This is a genomic window from Azospirillum rugosum, from assembly GCF_017876155.1.
GTDB classification, from domain to species: domain Bacteria; phylum Pseudomonadota; class Alphaproteobacteria; order Azospirillales; family Azospirillaceae; genus Azospirillum; species Azospirillum rugosum.
Genome location: NZ_JAGINP010000044.1, coordinates 1 through 21,936, shown reverse-complemented (window position 1 = coordinate 21,936; position 21,936 = coordinate 1). Strand labels below are relative to the sequence as shown.

Sequence of the window (21,936 nt, the reverse complement as noted above, 5' to 3'; positions counted from 1 at the left end):
GCGGGCGCGCCGTGTCTGGGCTCCCCCCCCCCCCCCCGCCCGCGCCCCCCCCCCCCCCCCCCCCCCCCCCCCCCCCCCCCCCCCCCCCCCCCCCCCCCCCCCCCCCCCCCCGGCCGCAGGCCGGAAACGCACGCTCATTGCAGTGCTGTGTCGCCCTTCGGGCGCCCCCTCACCCCGACCCTCTCCCCAGGGGGGAGAGGGAGAGACACCCATCCCACGGAGCACACCATGAAACGTCTGGCCCTCGGCCTGGCGCTGAGCCTTTGCGTCTCCACGACGGCCTTCGCCGACGGCCCGGCGCTGCGCATCGCGACGGAGGGCGCCTACCCGCCGTTCAACCTCACCAAGCCGGACGGGACGCTCGGCGGCCTGGAAGTCGAACTCGCCAACGCGCTGTGCGAGCGCATGAAGCGCACCTGCACCATCGTCGCCCAGGATTGGGACGGCATCATCCCGGCCCTGGTGGCGCGCAGGTACGACGCGATCATGGCGACGATGAACATCACGCCGGAACGCGCGAAGACCATCGCCTTCTCCACCCCCTACATGGTCGTGCCGGCCTATTTCGTCGCCGCCAGCAACAGCGGCATCGACGGCTCGCCGCAGAGCCTGAAGGGCAAGGCGGTCGGCGCACAGACCTCCACCACCCATTACCGCTACGTCGAGAAGCACTTCGGCAAGGACGTGACGCTCCGCAGCTACGACACCGCCGGCAACCTGTTGGCCGACCTGAAAAGCGGGCGCATCGACGCCGCCATCACCACCGGCGCCACCGCGACCGACTGGGTGAAGGGCGACGAGTCGAAGTCCCTGAAGCTCGTCGGCAAGCCGCTGGTCGACGCGGACGTCTTCGGCCCCGGCGTGGGCGTCGGCCTGCGCAAGGAGGACGCGGAGCTGAAGAAGGCCTTCGACGCGGCCATCGCATCGGTCGTGCAGGACGGCACGCTCACCCGCATCGCCGCCAAGTACGTCGATTTCACCGTCACCCCGTAACCAAACACACGCTCACACACCGGGAGAACACTCGTGATCAAGCGCATCGAAAAGACCAAGATCATGCACCGCGTCGTCGTCAGCAACGGCACCGCCTTCCTCGGCGGCATCATCGCCGATGACGTCAGCGTCGGCATGAAGGAGCAGACCGCCCAGATCTGCAAGAAACTGGACGCGGTGCTGGCCCTGGCCGGCTCGGACAAGACCAAGCTGCTGTCCGCCCAGCTCTTCATCACCGACATGAAGGCCAAGGACGCGATGAACGCCGCGTGGCTGGAATGGCTGGACGGCAACGACCTGCCGGCCCGCGCCACCATCGGCGTCGCCGACCTGGGCGACCCGTCGATCCTGATCGAGGTGGTGGTGACCGCCGCCGTCTAAGGGTTTTTTTCACCACCAAGGCACCAAGACACCAAGAGTCCTCGCACCCGGCGCGTCGTGGATTCTTGATGTCCAGGGTGTCTTGGTGGTGAATCCCCCTCCGTCAGACGGGATGGCCGGGGTTGGGGGTTTTCTCCACGCGGTCCCCGTCGGCGGCTTTCCGGTTTGCGGCCGCGGCGGCGTCCGGGTTCCCTTTCAGGTTGTTCTTATCCGTGGAATCGTCGGGCTTCGCCGTCTCCGGCCGGTCTGAGCGGTTCTCGTCGTCGGGCATGGCGCGTCCTTTCCCGTGCGGTGTCTCCCCCGGTCAACCCCGCCGTCCGCGCGGGGGTTCCGTCCTTCCCGAGCCATCCCTTCGTCGCCCGGGAATCCCCACAAGCCCGCCTGAACGGATATGGGCATCGCCCCTTCTTTCAAACTGTCCGGCCCAAAATGTCCGGCATGGATGTGCCGGCCGGGAGGGGCGGCGGCTCCGAACATGACGTCGAATTAACGAAGCGCTCACTGGTCGGGTCACCTTGACCGGACGACATGTCGCTAACGGGGAAGCGATCCACGGACGCCCCCATCGCCGCAATCGGTGTAAGTTCAGGAGACGATCATGAAAATCAGCTTCTTCCACGTCCATCAGCGCGATGCCGCCGTGAAGAGCACCGACGAGGGTTGGGTCGGTGCCTATGGGTTCGGCGGGCACCACGGCCCGGGCTATGAACCGCAGCCGGGCGAAGTGCGCGACAGCTGGGACCGCGCGGCGGATTCCTTTCTCGCCCTGATGGGCGACCAGGAGGCGGAACGCCGCCTCTACGACGACACCCACCCGGCCCCGGTCCCCGGCGCGAAGCCGGCCCGCCCCTGATATCCCGGCGAACTGGTCCGGACGCCCACGGCCGAGTATAACGGGCACGAACGAACAACGCCGAAGGCCTGTCGAGCTTCGATGCCCATCACACTTCTCGATCCCGCCGACTATCGCCGCATGCCGTGGAAGAACGGCGGCGGAACCACCACGGAAATCGCGCTGGCGCCCCTGCCCGCAACCCTGCCCGGAGGCGCCGGCCGCTTTCTGTGGCGGGTCAGCATCGCCGATGTGGCGCAGGCCGGCCCCTTCTCCGCCTTCAGCGGCTATGAGCGGCTGATCGCCGTGGTGGAGGGCGCCGGCATGCGCCTGACCGTGGACGGCGTTCCGGCGACGGTGCGGCACCGTGCGCCCGCCTTCCGCTTCTCCGGCGACGCCGTGGTGGACTGCGCCCTGTTGGACGGGCCGATCCGCGACTTCAACCTGATCGTCGACCGCGCGCAGGCCGAGGGGCGGCTCGACCTCGTCCCGGCCGGCGGCTCCGTTGCCGTGCCGGAGGGGGGCGTCGCCCTCGTCCATGCCTTGGACGGCGGCGTGACCCTGCACATTGCGGATGGGCGCATGGCGGATGGCGAGGTTCGCGTTCCCGCGGGCTGGACTGCCCGGCTGGACGCCATGGCCTGTACCGTGGTGCCGGAACCGGGCGCCCACGCCGTGGTGGCGGTGGTGACCGCTTCTCAGGAGGCCGGCGGCAGGTAGCCGAGCTGGTGGGAGATGGCGTCCGCCGTCTCCACCACCTTGGCGGTCAGGCGGTCGAGCGTGGCGGGCTGGTCCATCACCGCGCTCGGCCCCGACAGGTTGATGGCGGCGATGACCTGGCCGCGGTGGTCGCGGACCGCCGCCGCGATGGCGACGATCCCCGACACGAAGGACGAGCGGTTCATCGTCCAGCCGCGCTGGCGGTCCTCCGCCACCTCCTGGATCAGCGAGGTCAGGGTGACCGCCGTGTTCTCGCTGAAGCGGTCGAGCCGGACGCCGGTGTAGAGCTGCGCGATGGCGTCGTCGCCGAGGCCGCTCAGCAGCATCCGGCCCATCGCGGTGGCGTGGGCCGGCAGGCGGTAGCCGACCGCGATGTTGCTGGACAGCGTCATGTGCGAGTGCGCGCGGTAGACGTAGACGACCTCCGTCCCGTCGCGCACCCCCATGTGGGCGGAGATCTGCGTGGCGTCGCGCAGTCCGTCGATGAAGGGGATCGCGACCTCGATGCAGTCCAGCCCGGACAGGTAATGGTAGCCGAGCTGCATCGACCGCGGCGCCAGCCGGTAGGACTTCCCGTCGCCGATGCGGCCCAGGTAGCCCAGATGTTCGAGCGTGAACACCAGCCGGTAGGCGGACGCCCGGCCGATGCCCAGCGCGTTGGCGATCTCCGTCAGGCTCAGGGACCGGCGCTGCGGCGTGAACAGCTCCAGGATGGCGAGCCCGCGCTGAAGCGCCGGAGCGATGTAGGTGTTCGGATCCGTTTCGCTCATGTGTCCTGGCGCAACCCGGTGATGGCGCGCCGGTAGGCGGCCACGATGGCGTCCTCCCGCACGTGACGCCCGTCGCGCACCACGGTCCGGCCGGCGGCGACCACGTCGCGCACCGCGTGCCCGTCGCTCGCAAAGACATACGCGTCGAGGAGGCTGTCGTCGTCCCGAGAAAGCAGTTTCGGGTTGTCGGCGTCAAGCACAACCAGATCGGCCGGCTGCCCGACCCGGATGCCGCCGCCCGCGACGGGCTGCCCCAGCGCCTGCGCGCCGCCGGCAACCGCCGCGCGGTAAAGACCACCGCCGATGGAAGATCCCTCATCCGCCCGCAGGACGTTGCGCCGCCGCTGCACCAGCCGCTGCCCGTATTCCAGCACGCGCAGCTCCTCCGCCGCGCTGACGGAGATGTGGCTGTCCGACCCGACCCCGAACCGCCCGCCCTTTGCCAGGAAGGGGCCGGCGGGGAACAGGCCGTCGCCCAGGTTGGCCTCCGTCGTCGGGCAAAGCCCGGCGATGGCGCCGCTCGCCGCCAGCCGGTCGGTCTCATTGGGGGTCAGGTGGGTGGCGTGGACGAGGCACCAGCGCGGGCCAACTGGGGCATTGTCGAGCAGCCATTCCACCGGCCGCTTGCCGCTCCAGGCCACGCAGTCGTCCACCTCCGCCGTCTGTTCGGCGATGTGGATGTGGATCGGCGCGCCGGGGGCGATCGATTCGAGACCGGCCAGCGCGTCCCGCATCTCCTCCGGCGTCACCGCCCGCAGGGAATGCAGCGCCAACCCGACGCGGCGGCCCGCCCGATCCCCCATGGAATCGCGCATCGCCGCGACGATGGACAGCAGCCCGTCCACGTCGTTGATGAAGCGCTTCTGCCCGTCCGACGGCGGCTTTCCGCCGAAGCCGCTGTGGGCGTAGAGCACCGGCAGGTGGGTCAGCCCGATGCCGGCCGTGTCCGCCGCCGCCAGGATGCGCCGCGACATCTCCGCCCGGTCGGCGTAGGGCCGGCCGTCCCGGTCGTGGTGCAGGTAATGGAACTCCGCCACCGCCGTGTAGCCCTGCTTCGCCATCTCCATGTAGAGCAGGGCGGCGATGGCCTCCGCGGCTTCCGGCGTCAGGCGGCGGACGAAGCCGTACATGGCCTCCCGCCACGTCCAGAAGCTGTCCTCGGACGGGCCGGCGCGCTCCGCCAGGCCGGCCATGGCGCGCTGGAAGGCGTGGCTGTGCAGGTTCGGCATGCCGGGGATCACCGGCCCGGAGGCTCGCGGCAGGCCGCCGGGCTCCGCGTCCCGCTCCACCGCCGTCAGCGTGCCGCGCCCGTCGAAGCGCAGCGCGACGTTGGCGGCCCAGCCGTCGGGCAGCAGCACGCGGTCGCAGAACAGCCCGCTCATCGGTTCCATCATCCTCTCCGTCACGCCCGCCGTTCCGCCCAGTCTACCAGCGTTTCCACGAAACGCCGCAGGTGCGGCCGGATTCGCGACGCCCGCGCCTCGTCGAAGGGGAAGGGCGGGTCTTCCCGCATGTAGCTGTCCTGGGTCATCTCCAGCTGCACGGCGTGCCAGCCCTCGGCCGGGCGGCCGAAGTGGCGGGTGATGTGGCCGCCCTTGAAGCGCCCGTCGCGCACGTGGGTGAAGCCGTCCGCCCCGGCCCCCGCACACACCGCCGCCAGCCTGTCGCCCAGCGCGGCGTCCAGGCTCCGCCCGTCGTTGGTGCCGAGGTTGAGGTCCGGCAGGCGCCCGTCGAACAGCCGCGGCACGACGGAACAGATGGAGTGGGCGTCGAACAGCACCGCCCGGCCGAACTGGCCGCGCAGCCGCGTCATCTCCGCCTCGATCGCCTCGTGGTAGGGCGTCCAGTAGCGGGCGACGCGCTCCGCCACCTCCGCCGCGTCCGGCTCGGCGCCGGCGTTGTAGAGCGGCGCGCCGTGGAACAGCGTGGTCGGGCAGAGGCCGGTGGTGGCCCCGGCGTAGAGCGGCGTGTCGTTGCTCGGCCGGTTCAGGTCGATGACGTAGCGCGAGAAGCGCCCCTGGATCAGGCCGACGCCCACCTCCTCAAGGAAGTCGTAGAGCCGGGGCAGGTGCCAGTCGGTGTCGGGCAGGCCCTGCGCCTCCGGGACGAGGCGTTCGGCGAATCCCGCGGGAAGGGCCGTGCCGACATGCGGCATGCTGACCAGCACCGGCCGGCGCGCGGCGCGGAACGCGAAAACCTCCATCCCCTCACTCCCGTTGTCTTTGTGTTTTGCTGACAAAACTTTTGCCGTCCTTGTTGGCGTGATCGGACCGCTGCCGCCCGCCCCTGGGTGAAGGTCGCAACACGGGCGTTGCCATTCGGCCGAACCCATGCTCGTATGACAAACAGCGTTGACGCGACTGTTTCCTCTGTGCGACGTATGTTTTATAGGCAAAACACGCCGGTGCCAAGATGGTCCATGAACGGGCCGCTGGCATCCGTCCGACACCACCGCCGGCCGGCCAAGCGCCGAAGCGGGCGCAACGAACAGGGAAAGCTACGCATGAAGTCCATCGGAACGTTTCTGGCCGCCGCCTCCTTCGCGGCCATGGCGGTGATCACCACGGTCGGCGCGGGCTCCCTGCCGGCGCGCGCGGACGACGCGGTGCTGGAGTCCATCAAGAAGACCGGTTCCTTCCGCGTCGGTGTGGACGCGACCTTCGCGCCCTTTGAGTTCTCCCAGGAGGGCAAGAAGACCGGCTTCGACATCGAGCTGGTGGAGGCCATCGCCAAGGAGCTGGGCGCCACCAAGGGCGTGGAGTGGGTGGACATCGACTTCAAGGGCCTGATCCCCGGCCTGATGGCCAACCGCTTCGACATGATCGCGTCGGCCATGTACATCACCGACGAGCGCCGCAAGGTCGTCGCCTTCTCCGACACCTATTATCCGGGCGGCCTGGTCATCATGGTCAAGGCCAGCAACGCCGCGATCAAGGGGCCGGACGACCTGCCGGGCAAGTCGGTCGCCGTGCAGATCGGCACCAAGTCGGTCCCGCACCTGAAGCAGCATTTCCCGACCGCGAAGGTCGTGGAGGTGGAGACCAACGCGGAAATGTTCGGACAGGTCGAGACCGGCCGCACCGACGCCGCCGTGACCGGCAAGCCGGCCGCCAAGCTGTACGCCCAGACGCACCCGACCGTCACCGTGCTGGACCAGCAGCTGACAACCGAGGACTACGGCTTCGCCATGCGCAAGGACAACGCGGAGCTGGTCGCCAAGGTGAACGCCGCCATCACCAAGCTGAAGGCCGACGGCACCTACCAGAAGCTCGTCGACAAGTGGTTCGAAGCCAAGAAGTGATCGGTAACGAAGTAGTCGGCCAAAAAGAAACCGGAGGATCCCTCCCGTGACGCTCGATTTCGCTCCCGTCTGGGAGGGATTGCCGGAACTGCTGAAGGGCGCCGTGGTCACCATCGAGGTGACCGCGGCCGCCTTCCTGCTCAGCGGCGTGCTCGGTCTGCTGGTCGGCATCATCCGCCTGAACCCGGCGCGCCGTTTCCTGTATGGGCTGGCGACGGGCTACGTCGCCTTCATCCGCGGCACCCCGCTGCTGGTGCAGCTGTTCCTGCTGTTCTTCGGCCTGCCGCAGTTCGGCATCCTGCTGCCGGCGACGCTGTGCGGCGTCATCGGGCTGGGCATCTACAGCGGCTCCTACGTGTCGGAGGTGGTGCGCGGCGCCATCCAGTCGCTGGACCGCGGCCAGATGGAGGCCGCCCGCTCGCTCGGCATGTCCTACCGCGAGGCGATGTGGGAGGTGGTGCTGCCCCAGGCCTTCCGCCGCATGCTGCCGCCGCTGGGCAACGAGACCATCGCGCTGATCAAGAACTCGGCACTCGTCTCGCTGCTGACCATCGACGACGTGATGCGCGAGGGCCAGCGGATCATCTCCACCAGCTTCCGCGCGCTGGAGGTCTATCTGGCCGTGGCGGTGATCTACTTCATCCTGACCAACGCGGCCACGCAGGTCCTGCGCGTGATCGAGCGGCGCATGACCGTGGAAAGGGGCTGATCCCGTGATCGAGATCCGCAACGTCTACAAGAGCTTCGGCAGCACCGAGGTGCTGAAGGACGTCAGCCTGACGGTGCAGCCCTCGCGCACCACCGTCGTCATCGGCCCGTCCGGCTCGGGCAAGAGCACGCTGCTGCGCTGCTGCAACGTCCTGGAGACCGCCGACCGCGGCGAGATCCGCATCAACGGCCGCAGCATCATCAAGGACGGCACGCCGCTGCCGGACAAGGAGCTGAACGCGCTCCGCGCCGAGACCGGCATGGTGTTCCAGTCCTTCAACCTGTTCCCGCACATGACCACGGTGGAGAATGTCATGCGCGCTCCCGTCGTGGTGCGCCGGATGGCCAGGGCGGAGGCGCGGGCGCTTGCCATGGACCTGCTGCGCAAGGTGGGGCTGGGCGACAAGGCCGACGTCTACCCGTCGACCCTGTCGGGCGGGCAGAAGCAGCGCGCCGCCATCGCCCGCGCGCTGGCCATGAAGCCCAAGGTGATGCTGTTCGACGAGCCGACCTCGGCGCTCGACCCCGAACTGGTGGGCGAGGTGCTCCAGGTCATGAAGACGCTGGCCGAGGAAGGCATGACCATGATGGTCGTGACCCACGAGATGGGCTTCGCCCGCGAGGTCGCGGACACGGTGGTCGTGATGGCCGATGGCCGCATCGTCGAGTCCGGCCCGCCGGACCAGATCTTCACCAACCCGACGCAGGAGCGCACCCGCGGCTTCCTGCGCGCCCTGGTCGACGGCCATCTGGCGGGCGCCCGCCCGCAACCCGCCGCCCCGGACCCGCTGGCCGCCTTGCCCGACGACCATTGACGCACGCTTCAAGCCCTTCTCCCCTTGTGGGAGAAGGGTTGGGATGAGGGGTGATTACGCCCGGTAGGGCGGAAAACAAAGTTCGCAATTGATGAACTTTCACCCTCACCCCAAACCCCTCTCCCATCGAGGGAGAGGGGCTTTGACCTCCCCCTTGGACCGGCGCGGCTTGCGGGGCCCTTGCGCCGGGGACTGTTTCGCCCGCGCGGCCCATCCCATCTTGCCACACTCCTCCCAGGCGTCCTCCTCGACCACGCCGGTGCTGGTCGCGCTGATCCTCGGCATCTGCGTCATCCAGATCGCCAACGGCATCCTGCAAATCCTGCTTCCCCTGCGGCTGGCGGAGGCCGCGGCCCCGCCGCTGGTCGTCGGCGCGGTGGCGTCGGCCTATTCGGTCGGTTTCGTGGCCGGCTGCTGGGCGGCACCCTGGCTGATCCGGCGGATCGGCGGCGTCGGGGCCTTCGCGGCCTTCGGGCTGCTGGCCGCGGCGGCGACCCTGGCCCTCCAGCTTCTGCCCGACGCCACCGCCTGGGTGGGGCTGCGGGTGCTGATGGGGATGTCCTACGTCGGCATGCTGACGGTCGGGGAAAGCGGGCTGGCCGCGCTGGCGCCGGTGCACGCGCGGGGCAGCGTCTTCTCCCTCTACATGATCGCCTGCAAGGTCGCGGTCATCGGGGGCCAGATGCTGCTGGCCAGCCCGGGCCTGTCCGGCCCCTGGCTCACCGCGACGGCGGCCCTGTGCTACGGCCTGTCGGTGGTGCCGGTCGCGGCCATCCGTCCGCCGACGTCCTCCACGCCCGCACCCGCCGGGCATGGGCAGCCGGCGGGCTCGCCCTGGCGGTTCGTGCGCCGCTCCCCGGTCGCCTTCGCCGGCTGCCTCGTGGTCGGACTGTGCAACACGGCGGTGACCGGCATCGGCCCGGCCTATCTGGCCGGGCTGGAGCTGTCCGGGGCCGGCGTGGCGCTGGTCATGTCGGGCATCCAGGTCGGCAGCGTCGTGCTGCAATGGCCCATCGGCCGCCTGTCCGACCGGCGCGACCGGCGTCTGGTGATCTGCGGCGTCGCCGGGACGGCGATGATCGCCGCCTTCCTGATCGCCAAGGCCGGTGCGACATCGCAGGAGGTGCTGCTGGCGCTGTTCACGCTGTGGGGCAGCGCCGGCATGTCGCTCTACGCCATCTGCGTCGCCCACGCCAACGACCACGCGGCTCCCGAGGAGACGGTCCCGCTGGCGAGCGCCATTCTGCTCGCCTGGGCGCTCGGCGCGGCGCTCGGCCCGCTTCTGGCCACCGCAGCGATGGAATGGTTCGGCCACGGCGCGCTGTTCGCCTATGTCGGCGCGGTGTCCGGCGGACTGGCCCTGTTCGCCGCCCTGCGGCGGTGGTTCGCCGGCCCAAGCCGCCCGCGCCGGATGTGAGCCACCGGGCACGCCAGGCCCCCCCTGCACCGAACCGACGCGGTGCCCGTCGTCGTGCGCTTCTCCGACGCGACCGGCATTCCCAACATTCCGGACGGTGGCCCGGGCGGGGGCGACGACCAGACCCCGGTGAGCCAAGGAGAACGCCCCGCCGCGGTCCGCATCAGTTGAGGAGACGGTTTTCGCGCAGGCGCGTCACGGCGAGGTCCACAAAGGCCCTCACCTTGGCGGGCGCGTGGCGTCCCTCAGGGTGGAGGACATGGATGGGCAGGGGCGGCTCTTCATAGTCACCGAGCACGATCCGAAGCTCCCCGGCCAGGAGCGCCGGGCCGATCTGGTAGTGCAGGACCCGGGTGAGGCCCCAACCCGCCTTGGCGGTCGCGATCGCCGCCTCGTTGTTGCATTGCAGCACCGGGTCGATGGTCACCCGCTGGTCCCGGGCGAACCGCCATTCCGGCGACGCCCAGGCGCTCGTCGACGCCGCGATGCGGTGATGCTTGAGGTCGGCCGGCGTCGTCGGGACGCCATGGCGATCGAAATAGGCCGGGGCGCCGCAGACCACGCGCCGGACCGTGCCGACCCGGATGGCCGTAAAGCCGGAGTCCGGAAGGTGTCCGATGCGCACGGCGACGTCGATGCCCTCTTCCACGATGTTCACCGGGCGGTCGATGAAGAAGGTCCGCGCGCGCATGGCGGGATAGCGATCCAGATAGTCGGTCACGATCGGCAGAACATACATCTGCCCGAACAGAACCGAGGCGGTGACCGCGAGCGTTCCGGTCGGGGTGGCGTAGGATCCGCCGGCGGCTGCTTCCGCTTCGGCGATGTCCGACAATATCCGGCGGCAATCCTCATGATAGCGCGCGCCGGCTTCGGTCATCTTTACGGAGCGCGTGGTGCGGACGAACAGGCGGGCGCCGATCAACTCCTCGAGGGCAGCCACGGCGCGCGTCACCGCGGGCGCGCTCAGGCGCATGTGGCGGGCGGTTTCGGCGAAGCTCTCCGTCTCCGCGACCTTCACGAAAATCCGCATCGCCTGCAATCGATCCATGCGCCCCCCGTCCCGTGCCACGACGGGATTCTCACCAGAGGCTTGGGGGTGATGCAAGGCTCCCGTTTCCAGCGCGCGCCCGTGACGGAGGGTCAGAGCGCCAGCTGGATGCGATCGTCCCCGCCCGCCTCCGGCTGCGCAGGCACGGCGCAGCACAGCAGCACCTCGTCCTCCGCGACCGTGGCGCTCGGTTCCTTGACGTAGGTCACGGCACCCTTCAGCAGCTTGGTGCGGCAGGTCCCGCAGGTGCCCTCGCGGCAGCTGAAGGCGGGATCCAGGCCGCGCGCCTCGGCCAGTTCGAGCAGCGTGCCGGCGTCGGGCGTCCAGCGCGCTTCCTTGAGCGAGTTCATGAAGGCGACCGGCACCGGCTTGGTGGCGGGGGGCTGCCGCACGGGTGCGGCGGTGCCGGCCGTTCCCGTCTCGGCCGTTCTCTTCAAGGACGACGGCCCGAAAGCCTCCGCGTGGATCCGGCCGTCGGCGATGTTGTAGCCGCGCAGCCCGTCGTAGAGCGCCTGGGTGAAGGCGGGCGGCCCGCACAGGTAGAAGTCGTAGTCGTTGAAGCCGAGGATGCGCGTCAGCAAGGCCATGTCGATGCGCCCCGTCGCGTCGTAGTCGGCGCCTTGCTCGGCGTCGCCGGGGTCGCTGAGGACGCGGACGAGCCGGACGGCGCCGTTCGCCGCCGTCACAAGCTCCGCGATCTCCCGGTCGAAGGGGCGATCCTGCTTGGAGCGCGCGGCGTGGACCAGGATCGTGGGCCGAATGCGCTGCTTGCGCAGCCCCTCATAGACGATATGGCGCAGCATCGCGAGCAGGGGGGTGATGCCGACGCCGCCCGCCAGCAGCACCGCCGGCCGCGCGGCGCCGGCGTCGATGGTGAAGTCGCCCGCCGGCCCGCGCGCCTCGATGATGTCGCCGACCCGGACGCGGTCGTGCAGGTGCCGCGACACCAAGCCCTCGCGCTTGACGCTGATGCGGTAGATCCCGTCCGACGGGGCGACCGACAGCGTGTAGGTCCGCACGACGGGCTTGTCGGCGCCGGGCGGGGTCACGCGGATGGGCAGGTGCTGCCCGGCCTGGTGCGGCAGAAGCCCGACGCCGTCGTCAGGCTGCAAATGGAAGGAGCGGATCGAGGCGCTTTCCTCGACGATCTTCGTCACCTTCATCGGCCGCCAGCGCGTCGCCGTGTCCGTGGCGCGAAGCCGGTCGGCGGCTTGGCGCCAGTCGCCCGTCATCAGCGAACTGGGAGACCAGCCGTCCTTCCGGAAGCTCCAGCGCAGGGCCAGGGCGCCGGGCCGGCGGACGATCCTGCGCGCCCGGAACGTCCACAGCCGCTCGGCTCCCTGGAAGGCCGCGATCTCCGGCGAGTCCAGGATCACTTCGGCGTCGCCCGTCATCTGCAGCAAATCGCCGCTTTCGAAATCGACGAAGACGAGCCCGGCCTTCCCGTTGAGCACGATGTTGCCCAGCGTGGCGAAGAAGAGGTTGCCGTCGAAATCCGGGATGGTGAGCGTTCCGTCCTCGGCCACGCGGACGAACCCGGCCTTGCCGCCGCGATGCGACACGTCGACCTGCCGACGGTCCCCGCGGTCGGCGTAGGAGGGGACGAAGAAGGCGTCCGCCCCTTCGATCGTCGCGCGCGCCGCGGCATCGAGGGCGGGCAACTCCTCGACGGCGCCGGCGAAGGGCTGGCCGGGGTCGCGGGCATAGGCGACGTCGCGCAGCTGGATGTAGCGCGGGCAGTTCCCGAAGCTCTGGTCGACGTCGACCCGGAAGCCGTCCGGCGTCGTCGAGACGAAGCCGTTCATGCGGTTGCGGCGGCGCGTGTGCATCTCGATGCCGAGCAGGCCGATCGGCTCCCCGTCCGTCATGCCGGCGGCGGCCGGATCGCTCGGGTCCAGGCGTGCGGCGATGTCGAGGGAGGTCGGCGAGGGCGAGGACATGAAGCCGGGCCGGCCCTCCAGGAAGGTGGCCCAGGCGTCCCCGTCCGGGTCGACGCTGCCGATCACGATGAAGGGGAGCTGGGCGTAGAAGTCGCGGTGCTGGTCGGGCATGAAGTCGCGCACGACCCGCTGCCCCACCGCCGCCATCCGCTCGGCGACGCCGACCTTCTCCTGGATGAACGTCTCGCCCTCGTGCCACGTCGGCAGCGTCTTCCGATTGTCGCCCATGTCCCGTCTCCCCGTGGAAAGACATTGAAAGAAGCGGGCGCGCCGGGTTGCGCGCCCGGACGCAGCGTCACGCGGCGGTGAGGCCCGCCGGTGTCTGGACGAACGGGACGAAGCCCGGCAGCGCCTCGATCCGGCGGAGGAAGGCGTTGACGGCCGGATAGCCCGACAGGTCGACGTTGCCTTCCGGAGCGCGCGCGACGTAGCTGTAGATGGCGACGTCGGCGATGGTCGGCCCGTCGCCGACCAGCCAGTCGCGGCCGGACAGGTGGCTGTCGAGCTTCTTCAGCAGGGCGTGCGCCCGGCCGATGACCTCTTCCGGATTGTATTTGGCACCGAACACCGTGACCAGCCGCGCCGCCGCCGGGCCGTAGGCGACCTCGCCCGCGGCGACCGACAGCCAGCGCTGGACGGCCGCCGCGCCCTGCGCGTCCTCGGGCAGCCAGTCGGTGCGGCCGGCCTTCTTCGCCAGGTAGACCAGGATGGCGTTGGAGTCCGACACGACCACGCCGTCGTCATCCAGCACGGGCACCTGCCCGAACGGGTTCAGCGCCAGGAATGCGGGCGTCTTGTGCGCGCCCGCCATCAGGTCGACCTCGACCAGCTCGTGCGGCAGTCCAAGCAGCGACACGAACAGGCGGGCGCGGTGCGCATGGCCCGACAGCGGGTGATGATAGAGCTTCATGGCTGACTCCTGCGATGCTGGCCGGGTCCATTCCCGATCCGCACACAGAAGGTGACACCGTCAGCCGACCGCGAGAATGAGCCGGCTTGGCAGTTCATTATTGCGTCTGCCGTAATAATGACGGAGGGCGGAGCCCAGGCAGGCCCCTCCCTTCAAGGCGGCGGAGGCGGTCGCGCCAGGGCAAGAAAAAAGCCACCGGGGACAGACCCCGGTGGCCTCAGTTTAGGGAGGAAACGTCCAGGACGTCGTGCCGCCCGATGATTGGGCACGCCACGCTGAACAACGGATGCAGCATACTAGTATATCAGAACGCGGGCAAGCGCGAACATGGCCCTGGACGGATTTTTCCTGGGGGACGGCGAGTCAGGGACCCTCGCGGCAGGCGGCGAGCACCTGGCCGCGCAGCCAGCGGTGGGCCGGGTCGGCGTCGTGGCGGGGGTGCCACATTTGCAGGACGGTGACGTCGTCCATGGCGACGGGAAGCGGGAACGTGCGGATTCCGGCGGAGCCGGCGGCCACCTGCCCCTCGGACACCAGGGCGATCAGGTCGGACGCGCGGACGATCGCCAGGGCGGCCGGGAAGCTCGGCACCACCGCGACCACCGTGCGCGTCAGGCCGAGGGCGGCGAGCGCGTCGTCCACCGGCTCCCTCAATCGGCCGCCGCGCGAGGTGACCACGTGGCGGCCGGCGGCGTAGAGGTCCGGCGTCAGCACCTTGTGCTGCGTCAGGGGATGGCCGTCGCGCACGGCGCAAACCAGCCGGTCGCGCAGCAGGCTCTGCACCTTCAACTCCGGCGCGGTCTCGAAATGCGCGCCGATCTCCAGGTCGACGCGCCCGTCCCGCAGCGCCTGCACGTCCCGGTCCGGCCTGGGCGCGAAGCGCAGGAGGACGCCGGGCGCCTCGGCGGTGACGCGGGTGACCAACCGGGCGGCGAAGACCTCGATGAAGCTTTCGCTGGCGCGCAGGGTGAAGCTGCGCTCCAGCCGGGCGATGTCGATACCCGCCGCCGGACGCAGGACCGCGCGCGCCTCCTCAGTCAAGCCGTGCACACGCTCCCGCAATGCGATGGCGCGCGGCGTGGGCACGAGGCCGCGCCCGGCGCGGACGAGCAGGGGATCCCCGGTGGCGTCGCGCAGCCGTGCCAGCGTGCGGCTCATGGCGGAATCGCTGAGGCCAAGCCGCTTGGCCGCCTTCACCACGCTGCCCTCCGCGAGCAGCGCGTCGAGTGCCAGGAGAAGGTTGAGATCGGGGTCGGCCATGGGCGGTCACGCTAACACATGGCGTTCTGTGCAGGAATAACCTGCTTGGGCTGCGTCTTCCGCCAGGGCTCGTGATGGGCGACCTTGAGTCCAACCGTTGTTGGAGACGCCCATGCCCCCTTCCGCCACCACCCCGATGCCCAACACCCAGCCGTTGGACGGGCTGCCGATGCCCCGCCGCGTCGTGGCCGCCGCGTCGGTCATCGCCGCGATCGTGCTCGTCGTGCTCGACGGGGCCATCGCCAACATTGCCCTGCCGCCCATCGCCGACACCCTCGGCGTCGCGCCGGCCGACTCCGTCTGGATCATCACCGGCTACCAGCTGGCGCTGGTGATCGCGCTTCTGCCCATGGCGGCGCTGGGCGAGAGCCTGGGGTACCGGCGGGTGTTCGCCGGCGGCGTGCTGCTCTTCACCGCCGCCTCGGCCGGCTGCGCGCTGGCGCCGACCCTGCCCTGGCTGGTCGCCGCGCGGTTCGTGCAGGGGCTCGGCGGGGCCGCGGTGATGGCGCTCGGCGTCGCGCTGCTGCGCTTCGTCTACCCGCAACGGCTGCTGGGGGCGGCCATCGGCTGGAACGCGGTGGCCATCGCCTTGTCGTCGGCGGCCGGGCCGACGATCGGGGCGGCGATCCTCGCCGTCGCCCCCTGGCCGTTCCTGTTCGCCGTCAACATCCCCATAGGCGCCCTCGTGCTGGCGATGGGCCTCGCGCTGCCGTCGGTGGAGGGTTTGAGGCGCCGCATCGATCCGCTCAGCGTCGCGCTAAACGCGGGTTTCTTCGCCGCGCTGGTGATGGGGGCGGAGATCCTGCCGTCCCAGCCGGGACAGGGCGGCGCGTTGCTCCTGGTCGCGCTGCTCTGCCTGATCGGCCTCGTCCGGCGGGAAAGCGGGCGGGAGGCGCCGCTGGTCCCGCTCGACCTGCTGCGGGTGCGTTCCTTCCGCATGTCGGTCGTCGCCTCCGTCCTCTGCTTCGCCGGCCAGATGGCCAGCGCGGTGGCGCTGCCCTTCTATCTCCAGCATGGGCTTGGGCGGGACGCCTTCACGGCCGGGCTGTTCCTGGTGCCCTGGCCGCTCGCCACCGCCGTCGCGGCGCCGGTGTCCGGCCGGCTGGCCGACCGCATGGCGACGGGATGGCTGTGCGCGCTCGGCGGGCTTCTCCTCGCCGCCGGTCTGACCCTCGCGGCGGTCTGGCCGCTGGAGAGCGACCTCACGCCGCTCCTGGCCTTCATGGCGATCAGCGGTTTCGGCTTCGGCCTGTTCCAGACGCCCAACAACCGCAACATGCTGATGACCGCGCCCAAGGCGCGCAGCGGTGCGGCCGGCGGGATGCAGGGCACCGCGCGGCTGGTCGGGCAGACCGCCGGCGCGGTGATCATGACGCTGCTGTTCGCGCTGGTCGCCGGCTCCATGGCGGCGCCGCGCATCGGCCTCGCCGTGGCCGCCGCCCTCGCCCTGGCCGGGGGCCTCGTGAGCCTGCTTCACGTGCCCGCACGCCGCGACCGGCTGGTCACGACCGCGGACGCAACCGCCCGCGGCCAATGAAGGACCGGTGTCGCCGTCAGCCGCTGTTGCGCAGGCCGGCGGCGATGCCGTTGATGGACATCAGGACGCCGCGGCGGACGCGCTCGTCGGTGCTGCCGGCGCGATGGCGGCGCAGCAGCTCGATCTGCACGTGGTTCAGCGGGTCCATGTAGGGGAAGCGGTTGCGGATGGACCGCGCCAGCAGCGGGTTGTCGGCCAGGAAATTCTCCTGCCCGATGATCGCCAGCAGATGCTTGCGGGTCCGCTGCCACTCCGCCCGGATCTCGCCGAAGATGCGCTGGCGCAGTTCCACGTCCTCGACCAGTTCGGCGTAGCGCGAGGCGATGGCGAGGTCGGTCTTGGCGAGCACCATGTCCATGTTGGACAGCAGCGTGCGGAAGAAGGGCCAGGCGCGGCTCATGCGCTGCAACAGCTCCAGCCCGTTCGGCTCCTCCTTCAGCCAGGCCTCCACCGCGCTGCCGAAGCCGAACCAGCCCGGCAGCATCAGGCGGCACTGCGCCCAGGAGAAGACCCAGGGAATGGCGCGCAGATCCTCGATGCGGTCCGACTTGGTGCGCGAGGCCGGGCGGCTGCCGATGTTCAGCGTCGCGATTTCGGAGATGGGCGTCGCCGTGCGGAAATACTGGGTGAAGCCCGGCGTCTCGTAGACCAGCCCGCGGTAGGCCTCGAAGGCCAGCTGCGACAGCCGCTCCATGGCGGCGTAGAAGGACTCCGCCGGCTCGACGTCGTTCTCCAGGTCGAGCAGCGTCGCCTCCAGCGTCGCGGCGGTCAGAACCTCCAGGTTGCGCTGCCCGACCTCCGGCCGCCCGTACTTGGAGGCGATGACCTCGCCCTGCTCGGTGATGCGGATCTGGCCGGACACCGCGCCGTGCGGCTGGGCCAGGATCGCCTGATAGCTCGGCCCGCCGCCGCGGCCGACGGAGCCGCCGCGGCCGTGGAACAGCCGCAGCCGCACCTTGTGCCGGTCGAACAGCTTGGCGAGCTCGATCTCCGCCTTGTACAGCTCCCAGCCGGAGGTCAGGAAGCCGCCGTCCTTGTTGCTGTCGGAATAGCCCAGCATCACCTCCTGCTCGTCCCCGCGCGAGGTGACCAGCGCGCGGTAGGCGGGCAGGGTGAACAGCCGCTCCATCGTCGCCGGGGCCTGCCGCAGGTCCTCGATCGTCTCGAACAGCGGGATGATGTTGAGGGCGAGCTGCGGTTCGGCACCCGGGCGCAGCAGCCCGGCCTCCTTCAGCAGAAGCGCCACCTCCAGCAGGTCCGACGCGCCGTCGGTCTTGGAGATGATGCAGTTCGGCAGGGCGGCGGCGCCGTAGGTCTCGCGCAGCTGGCGGGCGGTGAAGATGATCGCCAGCTCGCCGGCAGTTTCCTCCGAATAGGCGTGGTAGGGCGAATGCAGCGGCCGGGGGGAGGCGATCTCCTCGGCCAGCAGGGCGATGCGCTCGTCCTCCGACAGGGCGGTGTAGTCGGCGCAGCGGCCGGCGACGGCCAGCAGCTCCGCCACCGTGCGCTGGTGCACGTCGGAGTTCTGGCGCAGGTCGATCGGCGCCAGATGGAAGCCGAACACCTTCACCGCGATGATCAGCCGGCGCAGGCGCCCGCCGGCCAGCCGTTCGGCGTGGTGCGTTTTCAGCGCGTTGGACAGCACCTCCAGGTCGGCCAGCAGATCGGCGCTGGACGGGTAGGGCTCCGCCTTGCCGACGGCGTGGCGCAGCGCCTCGTGCTGGTCGAGCGTCTGGAGGGTGGCGGCCAGCCGCGCGTAGATGCCGGTCAGCGCGCGGCGGAACGGCTCGTCCGCGCGGTGCGGGGAATGGTCGGGGGAGCGCTCCGCCAGCGCGTCCAGCTCCGGCGACTTGCCGAGCAGAAGCTCCGACAGCGGCAGCTCGCCGCCCAGTTCGTGGATCTCCGACAGGAAGTGGTCGAGCGCCGCGGTCGATTGCAGCCGCATCGCCTCGCGCAGGATGGGCGCGGTGACGAAGGGGTTGCCGTCGCGGTCGCCGCCGATCCAGGAGCCGATGCGGAAGAAGGGCGGCAGCGTCCATTCCCGGTCCGGGGAGCGCTTGGACAGCAAATCCTCGAAGCGGCAGAACAGCTTGGGCACCTCCGTGAAGAAGGTCTCCGTGTAGTAGGAGATGCCGTTCTTCACCTCGTCGATCACGGCGAGGCGCTGCGGGCGCAGCATGCGGGTGCGCCACAGGGTCAGCACGGCCTCCTGAAGGCCGTCGAGGTTGGCCTCCGCCTCCTCCGGCGTCAGGCGGGAGCGGTCGCGCTCGTGCAGCAGGGCGGCGACCTTGTGCTCCAGCCCCAGGATGCTCTTGCGCTGGACCTCGGTCGGGTGGGCGGTCAGCACCGGGCTGACCAGCGCGATGCGCAGCACCTCCTCCAGCCGGTCCGGGGTGACGCCGGCCTGTTGAAGCCGGTCGAGCGCGAAGGCCAGGGTGCCCTCGCGCGGGGGCGATCCGGCGGCGGCGTGTTCCCGGTTGCGGCGGATGTGGTGCTGGTCCTCGGCGATGTTGGCGAGGTGCAGGAAGTAGGAGAAGGAGCGCACCACCGACATCATCGTGTCGCGCGGCAGGGCGTTCAGGATCTCCGCCATTTCCCGCCCGGCCGAGTCGTCGTCGTCGCGGTTGAAGCGGACGGAGGCCTGGCGGACGCGCTCCACCACGCCGTAGACGTCCTCGCCCTCCTGCTCGCGCACCGTGTCGCCGATCAGGCGGCCGAGCAGGCGGATATCCTCGCGCAGCGGGGCGTCCTTCTCGGCCTCATGGTCCGTAGTGGTGTCGGCCTCGGTGACCGGAGCGGCGTGACGGAGGGCGGCGTCGGTGGTCATCGTGGGATCGCTCCGGCGTTCGAGGGACATATTCGTAGGATCGGCACCCGATTGTAGAACGGTTTGCTGCACGTGCTCAATCATACGCGCACCGATATATCACTTCGGAGGCAACTCCGCCAAGGCACCGCGTCCGCGTTGGCGGGGCCATCGCACGTGGAGCCCGGATTCCCAGCGCAGGACCATCGTCATTACCGCCTGCACGTTGCGCGGGGTGCGATGGAATGAAACGCCGTGAAACGTTATGAAACATGAGCGACGATGATGTTTCATGGCGGCTTCCTCCCGGCTCCATAGGTTTTATATCCTACAGAATTCGAGGGCACGAGGCAACAGGGCGGTTGGAACCGTTCGGGCGATCGCCTTCGGCGCCAAATCCCTCTCCCGCTCCGAAAAAAGGAGTGCGGGTTCGAGACGGGGAACGGTCATGGCTTGGCCTTGGAGAAAGGTTCAGTGGGGCAGGCGCTCGTCGGGGGCGCCGGAGAAGAAGTGCGGATAAGCGCTGCGGATGTCGTCGATGGACACGAGCAGCCCATCCAGATGGAGGTCGAGCGCCAGGATGGCGCGGTTCGGGTCATGGGCGGCGATGGCCTCCACAACGGCCTCGTGCTCCGCGATCACCTTGCCCATGCGACCGGGCGAGGGCAGGGTCAGGCGGCGGCAGCGGTCCACCTGCACCTTCACTTGCTGGACCATCGTCCAAAAGCCGGGATAGCCGGCGACGTCGGCGAGCATCGCGTGGAAGGTCTCGTCGGCCTGGTGGAAGGCGTTGGCGTCGCGCGCCAGTTCCACCTCGTGCTGGTGGACGAGGCAGGCTTGCAGGTTGGCGATCTGGCTGCGCGTCGCCCGCTCCGCCGCGCGGCGCACGGTGGCGAGTTCCAGCGCCTTGCGGATCGCGCCGGCCTCGGGCAGCGCGTCGACGGGGATGCGGGCGACGAAGGTCCCGGACTGCGGGAAGACCTCGACCAGCCCCTCGTCGGCCAGCTTCAGCAGCGCCTCGCGGACCGGGGTGCGGCTGACGCCGTAGGCCTCCGCGACCTGCTTCTCGACGATGGATTCGCCCGGCCGGCGGCGCAGCGACACGATCTCGTCGCGCAGGAAGCGGTGGATGCCGCTGGCCGCGGTTGCCGAACGCCGGGGAGCGCCGGCCGCGGCCTTCTTGGTGCCCCGCCCCGACCGTCGCGGGGGCAGGTCGCGGGGGTGGAGACTGTCTGGCATGGGGACCGATCTCCCTGGAAAAGGCCGCGCGCCGGGGCGCTCAGGCCAAGGCGGGTTCGGCTTTGGCCGGAGCCTTGGCGTCGCCCATGGCGTCCTTGGGAATGATGGCGCCGCGGTGCTGGATGACGACGGCGGCGATGCGATGGGCCGAACGGGCGGCCTCCACCGGGTCGCGGCCTTGCAGCCGGGCGGCGAGGTAGCCGGCGGAGAAGCTGTCGCCGGCCGCGGTGGTGTCCACGACCTTGGCGACCTTCTGGCTGGGGACCTCTTCCTGGAAGCCGTCGGATGTCGCGACGATGCAGCCGGGCTGCTCCAGCTTCAGCACGATCTCCGGCACACCGGCGGCGCGCACGCGGGCCAGCGCCGCGGCGGCGTCGGTGTCGCCGTACAGGCCGCGCAGGTCCTCAACGCCGGGCAGGGCGATGTCGGCGCGCTGGAACATGGCGTCATAGGCGCGCTGCGCCGTCTCCTTGTCGGGCCAAAGACGCGGGCGCCAGTTGGTGTCGAAGGCGACCCGGCCGCCGCGCTTGCGCAAGCGGTCGAGCAGGGGGAACAGAACGTCGCGCCCGCGCTCGCCCCAGATCGCCAGGCTGATGCCCGAGAGGTAGAGCAGGTCGTAATTTTCCAGGTCGGCGATGAGCGCCGGCGACTGCGGCAGCACGAACAGCTCGCGCGCCGGGGCGGCGTCGCGCCAGTAGAGGAAGCGGCGCTCCCCTTTGTCATCGGTCTCGATCATGTAGAGCCCCGGCACGCGGCCGGGCACGCGCAGCACGTGGCCGGTGCCGACGCCCTCCGCGGTCCAGGCGGCGACCATGGCGTCGCTGTTCGGGTCGTCGCCCAGCGCCGTGACATAGTCCACCGGCGCGCCGAGCCGGGCCAGATAGACGGCGGTGTTCAGCGTGTCGCCGCCGAAGCCCATGCTGAAGGCGCCGTCGGGACGGCGGACCATCTCCAACATGCACTCGCCCAGGCTGGCGACCTTGCAATGTGACCTGTTCATTTTGGGTCCTTGCAGAGACCGTTTGGAAACGCTTGTTTCCTGTCCGCTGCTTCGCGTTCGTCATCCCCGCGAAGGTGCATAGGCGCTGATTTCGGCCCTTATTCTCCCTCTCCCCTCTGGGGAGAGGGTCGGGGTGAGGGGGTTGAGGGGGGACCGGACAGCTCTGCATCTGCCGGGGCGGGGGCGCCCCCCCCCCCCCCCCCCCCGCGGGGGGGGGGGGGGGGGGGCGGCGGGGGGGGGGGGGGGGGGCGGCGCG

Annotated in this window: 20 protein-coding genes; 9 read left to right on the top strand and 11 right to left on the bottom strand. The window is 70.3% G+C overall.

The window, feature by feature from the left end:
- Nucleotides 1-228: 228 nt before the first annotated feature.
- Together J2851_RS34705 and J2851_RS34700 are read left to right on the top strand one after the other, a co-directional pair.
- Nucleotides 229-993, top strand: a complete 765-nt coding sequence (locus J2851_RS34705) for a transporter substrate-binding domain-containing protein (RefSeq protein ID WP_209773697.1) — start codon at nucleotides 229-231, stop codon at nucleotides 991-993.
- Nucleotides 994-1,026: 33 nt separating this feature from the next.
- Nucleotides 1,027-1,374 carry a RidA family protein gene (locus J2851_RS34700; protein ID WP_209773696.1) on the top strand — a complete coding sequence of 116 codons (348 nt, stop codon included), beginning with the start codon at nucleotides 1,027-1,029 and terminating at the stop codon, nucleotides 1,372-1,374.
- 103 nt (nucleotides 1,375-1,477) lie between these two features.
- Here the strand turns inward: J2851_RS34700 and J2851_RS34695 are convergent, their stop codons facing one another.
- The gene (locus tag J2851_RS34695; protein ID WP_209773694.1) at nucleotides 1,478-1,645 is read right to left on the bottom strand and encodes a hypothetical protein; all 168 of its coding nucleotides are present in this window, start codon (nucleotides 1,643-1,645) and stop codon (nucleotides 1,478-1,480) included.
- 327 nt (nucleotides 1,646-1,972) lie between these two features.
- Between J2851_RS34695 and J2851_RS34690 the strand changes: the two genes are divergently transcribed.
- Together J2851_RS34690 and J2851_RS34685 are read left to right on the top strand one after the other, a co-directional pair.
- Nucleotides 1,973-2,227 (top strand): hypothetical protein, encoded by a 255-nt coding sequence (locus J2851_RS34690; RefSeq protein ID WP_209773693.1) that lies wholly within the window; start codon nucleotides 1,973-1,975, stop codon nucleotides 2,225-2,227.
- An 81-nt stretch (nucleotides 2,228-2,308) separates the two neighbouring features.
- Nucleotides 2,309-2,926, top strand: coding sequence for a HutD/Ves family protein (locus J2851_RS34685; protein ID WP_209773692.1), 618 nt, complete (start codon nucleotides 2,309-2,311; stop codon nucleotides 2,924-2,926).
- Here the strand turns inward: J2851_RS34685 and J2851_RS34680 are convergent.
- From J2851_RS34680 to hutG, 3 genes are read right to left on the bottom strand one after another with little or no spacing between them, the layout of a single operon-like run.
- Entirely contained in the window at nucleotides 2,905-3,696 is a 792-nt protein-coding gene (locus J2851_RS34680; protein WP_209773691.1) for an IclR family transcriptional regulator, read from the bottom strand. The two genes, J2851_RS34685 and J2851_RS34680, sit on opposite strands and share 22 nt — an antisense overlap.
- Entirely contained in the window at nucleotides 3,693-5,078 is a 1,386-nt protein-coding gene (locus tag J2851_RS34675; RefSeq protein WP_209773689.1) for a formimidoylglutamate deiminase, read from the bottom strand. Before J2851_RS34675 ends, J2851_RS34680 begins: the two co-directional genes overlap by 4 nt.
- Nucleotides 5,079-5,098: 20 nt before the next feature.
- Nucleotides 5,099-5,899: an N-formylglutamate deformylase gene (hutG, locus tag J2851_RS34670; RefSeq protein WP_209773686.1), complete on the bottom strand. Its 801-nt coding sequence runs from the start codon at nucleotides 5,897-5,899 to the stop codon at nucleotides 5,099-5,101.
- A 300-nt stretch (nucleotides 5,900-6,199) separates the two neighbouring features.
- Between hutG and J2851_RS34665 the strand changes: the two genes are divergently transcribed.
- From J2851_RS34665 to J2851_RS34650, 4 genes are all read left to right on the top strand, one after another.
- Nucleotides 6,200-6,997, top strand: coding sequence for a transporter substrate-binding domain-containing protein (locus J2851_RS34665; RefSeq protein ID WP_209773679.1), 798 nt, complete (start codon nucleotides 6,200-6,202; stop codon nucleotides 6,995-6,997).
- Between the two features lie 46 nt (nucleotides 6,998-7,043).
- Nucleotides 7,044-7,706 (top strand): amino acid ABC transporter permease, encoded by a 663-nt coding sequence (locus J2851_RS34660; RefSeq protein ID WP_209773676.1) that lies wholly within the window; start codon nucleotides 7,044-7,046, stop codon nucleotides 7,704-7,706.
- Between the two features lie 4 nt (nucleotides 7,707-7,710).
- Nucleotides 7,711-8,520 (top strand): amino acid ABC transporter ATP-binding protein, encoded by an 810-nt coding sequence (locus J2851_RS34655; RefSeq protein WP_209773674.1) that lies wholly within the window; start codon nucleotides 7,711-7,713, stop codon nucleotides 8,518-8,520.
- Between the two features lie 220 nt (nucleotides 8,521-8,740).
- Nucleotides 8,741-9,937: an MFS transporter gene (locus tag J2851_RS34650; protein WP_246501135.1), complete on the top strand. Its 1,197-nt coding sequence runs from the start codon at nucleotides 8,741-8,743 to the stop codon at nucleotides 9,935-9,937.
- Nucleotides 9,938-10,100: 163 nt separating this feature from the next.
- Here J2851_RS34650 and J2851_RS34645 read toward each other — a convergent pair whose 3' ends face one another.
- The 4 genes from J2851_RS34645 to J2851_RS34630 all read right to left on the bottom strand — a co-directional run bounded on the left by J2851_RS34645 (nucleotide 10,101) and on the right by J2851_RS34630 (nucleotide 15,098).
- Complete coding sequence (locus J2851_RS34645; RefSeq protein ID WP_209773672.1) at nucleotides 10,101-10,988, bottom strand: LysR family transcriptional regulator; 888 nt, start codon at nucleotides 10,986-10,988, stop codon at nucleotides 10,101-10,103.
- Nucleotides 10,989-11,080: 92 nt separating this feature from the next.
- On the bottom strand, nucleotides 11,081-13,156 hold the full coding sequence (locus J2851_RS34640; RefSeq protein WP_209773671.1) for a 2Fe-2S iron-sulfur cluster-binding protein: 2,076 nt from the start codon (nucleotides 13,154-13,156) through the stop codon (nucleotides 11,081-11,083).
- A 67-nt stretch (nucleotides 13,157-13,223) separates the two neighbouring features.
- Nucleotides 13,224-13,838: a glutathione S-transferase family protein gene (locus J2851_RS34635; protein ID WP_209773668.1), complete on the bottom strand. Its 615-nt coding sequence runs from the start codon at nucleotides 13,836-13,838 to the stop codon at nucleotides 13,224-13,226.
- A gap of 363 nt (nucleotides 13,839-14,201) precedes the next feature.
- Nucleotides 14,202-15,098, bottom strand: a complete 897-nt coding sequence (locus J2851_RS34630) for a LysR family transcriptional regulator (protein WP_209773666.1) — start codon at nucleotides 15,096-15,098, stop codon at nucleotides 14,202-14,204.
- 112 nt (nucleotides 15,099-15,210) lie between these two features.
- Here J2851_RS34630 and J2851_RS34625 point away from each other — a divergent pair, with 112 nt between their 5' ends.
- Nucleotides 15,211-16,635 carry an MFS transporter gene (locus J2851_RS34625; RefSeq protein WP_209773664.1) on the top strand — a complete coding sequence of 475 codons (1,425 nt, stop codon included), beginning with the start codon at nucleotides 15,211-15,213 and terminating at the stop codon, nucleotides 16,633-16,635.
- 16 nt (nucleotides 16,636-16,651) lie between these two features.
- Here the strand turns inward: J2851_RS34625 and ppc are convergent, their stop codons facing one another.
- From ppc to J2851_RS34610, 3 genes are all read right to left on the bottom strand, one after another.
- Nucleotides 16,652-19,462, bottom strand: a complete 2,811-nt coding sequence (ppc, locus tag J2851_RS34620; protein ID WP_209773659.1) for a phosphoenolpyruvate carboxylase — start codon at nucleotides 19,460-19,462, stop codon at nucleotides 16,652-16,654.
- Nucleotides 19,463-19,912: 450 nt separating this feature from the next.
- A complete protein-coding gene (locus J2851_RS34615; RefSeq protein WP_209773658.1) occupies nucleotides 19,913-20,680 on the bottom strand; it encodes a GntR family transcriptional regulator in 768 nt (255 codons plus the stop codon).
- A 40-nt stretch (nucleotides 20,681-20,720) separates the two neighbouring features.
- On the bottom strand, nucleotides 20,721-21,680 hold the full coding sequence (locus J2851_RS34610) for a sugar kinase (protein ID WP_209773656.1): 960 nt from the start codon (nucleotides 21,678-21,680) through the stop codon (nucleotides 20,721-20,723).
- Nucleotides 21,681-21,936 lie beyond the last annotated feature (256 nt).

Coding starts and splice junctions, on each gene's coding strand:
- hutG (WP_209773686.1), bottom strand. CDS start 5,899: ATGGAGGTTTTCGCGTTCCGCGCCGCGCGCCGGCCGGTGCTGGTCAGC.
- J2851_RS34695 (WP_209773694.1), bottom strand. CDS start 1,645: ATGCCCGACGACGAGAACCGCTCAGACCGGCCGGAGACGGCGAAGCCC.
- J2851_RS34665 (WP_209773679.1), top strand. CDS start 6,200: ATGAAGTCCATCGGAACGTTTCTGGCCGCCGCCTCCTTCGCGGCCATG.
- J2851_RS34630 (WP_209773666.1), bottom strand. CDS start 15,098: ATGGCCGACCCCGATCTCAACCTTCTCCTGGCACTCGACGCGCTGCTC.
- J2851_RS34625 (WP_209773664.1), top strand. CDS start 15,211: ATGCCCCCTTCCGCCACCACCCCGATGCCCAACACCCAGCCGTTGGAC.
- J2851_RS34610 (WP_209773656.1), bottom strand. CDS start 21,680: ATGAACAGGTCACATTGCAAGGTCGCCAGCCTGGGCGAGTGCATGTTG.
- J2851_RS34685 (WP_209773692.1), top strand. CDS start 2,309: ATGCCCATCACACTTCTCGATCCCGCCGACTATCGCCGCATGCCGTGG.
- ppc (WP_209773659.1), bottom strand. CDS start 19,462: ATGACCACCGACGCCGCCCTCCGTCACGCCGCTCCGGTCACCGAGGCC.
- J2851_RS34640 (WP_209773671.1), bottom strand. CDS start 13,156: ATGGGCGACAATCGGAAGACGCTGCCGACGTGGCACGAGGGCGAGACG.
- J2851_RS34675 (WP_209773689.1), bottom strand. CDS start 5,078: ATGAGCGGGCTGTTCTGCGACCGCGTGCTGCTGCCCGACGGCTGGGCC.
- J2851_RS34615 (WP_209773658.1), bottom strand. CDS start 20,680: ATGCCAGACAGTCTCCACCCCCGCGACCTGCCCCCGCGACGGTCGGGG.
- J2851_RS34705 (WP_209773697.1), top strand. CDS start 229: ATGAAACGTCTGGCCCTCGGCCTGGCGCTGAGCCTTTGCGTCTCCACG.
- J2851_RS34690 (WP_209773693.1), top strand. CDS start 1,973: ATGAAAATCAGCTTCTTCCACGTCCATCAGCGCGATGCCGCCGTGAAG.
- J2851_RS34680 (WP_209773691.1), bottom strand. CDS start 3,696: ATGAGCGAAACGGATCCGAACACCTACATCGCTCCGGCGCTTCAGCGC.
- J2851_RS34635 (WP_209773668.1), bottom strand. CDS start 13,838: ATGAAGCTCTATCATCACCCGCTGTCGGGCCATGCGCACCGCGCCCGC.
- J2851_RS34645 (WP_209773672.1), bottom strand. CDS start 10,988: ATGGATCGATTGCAGGCGATGCGGATTTTCGTGAAGGTCGCGGAGACG.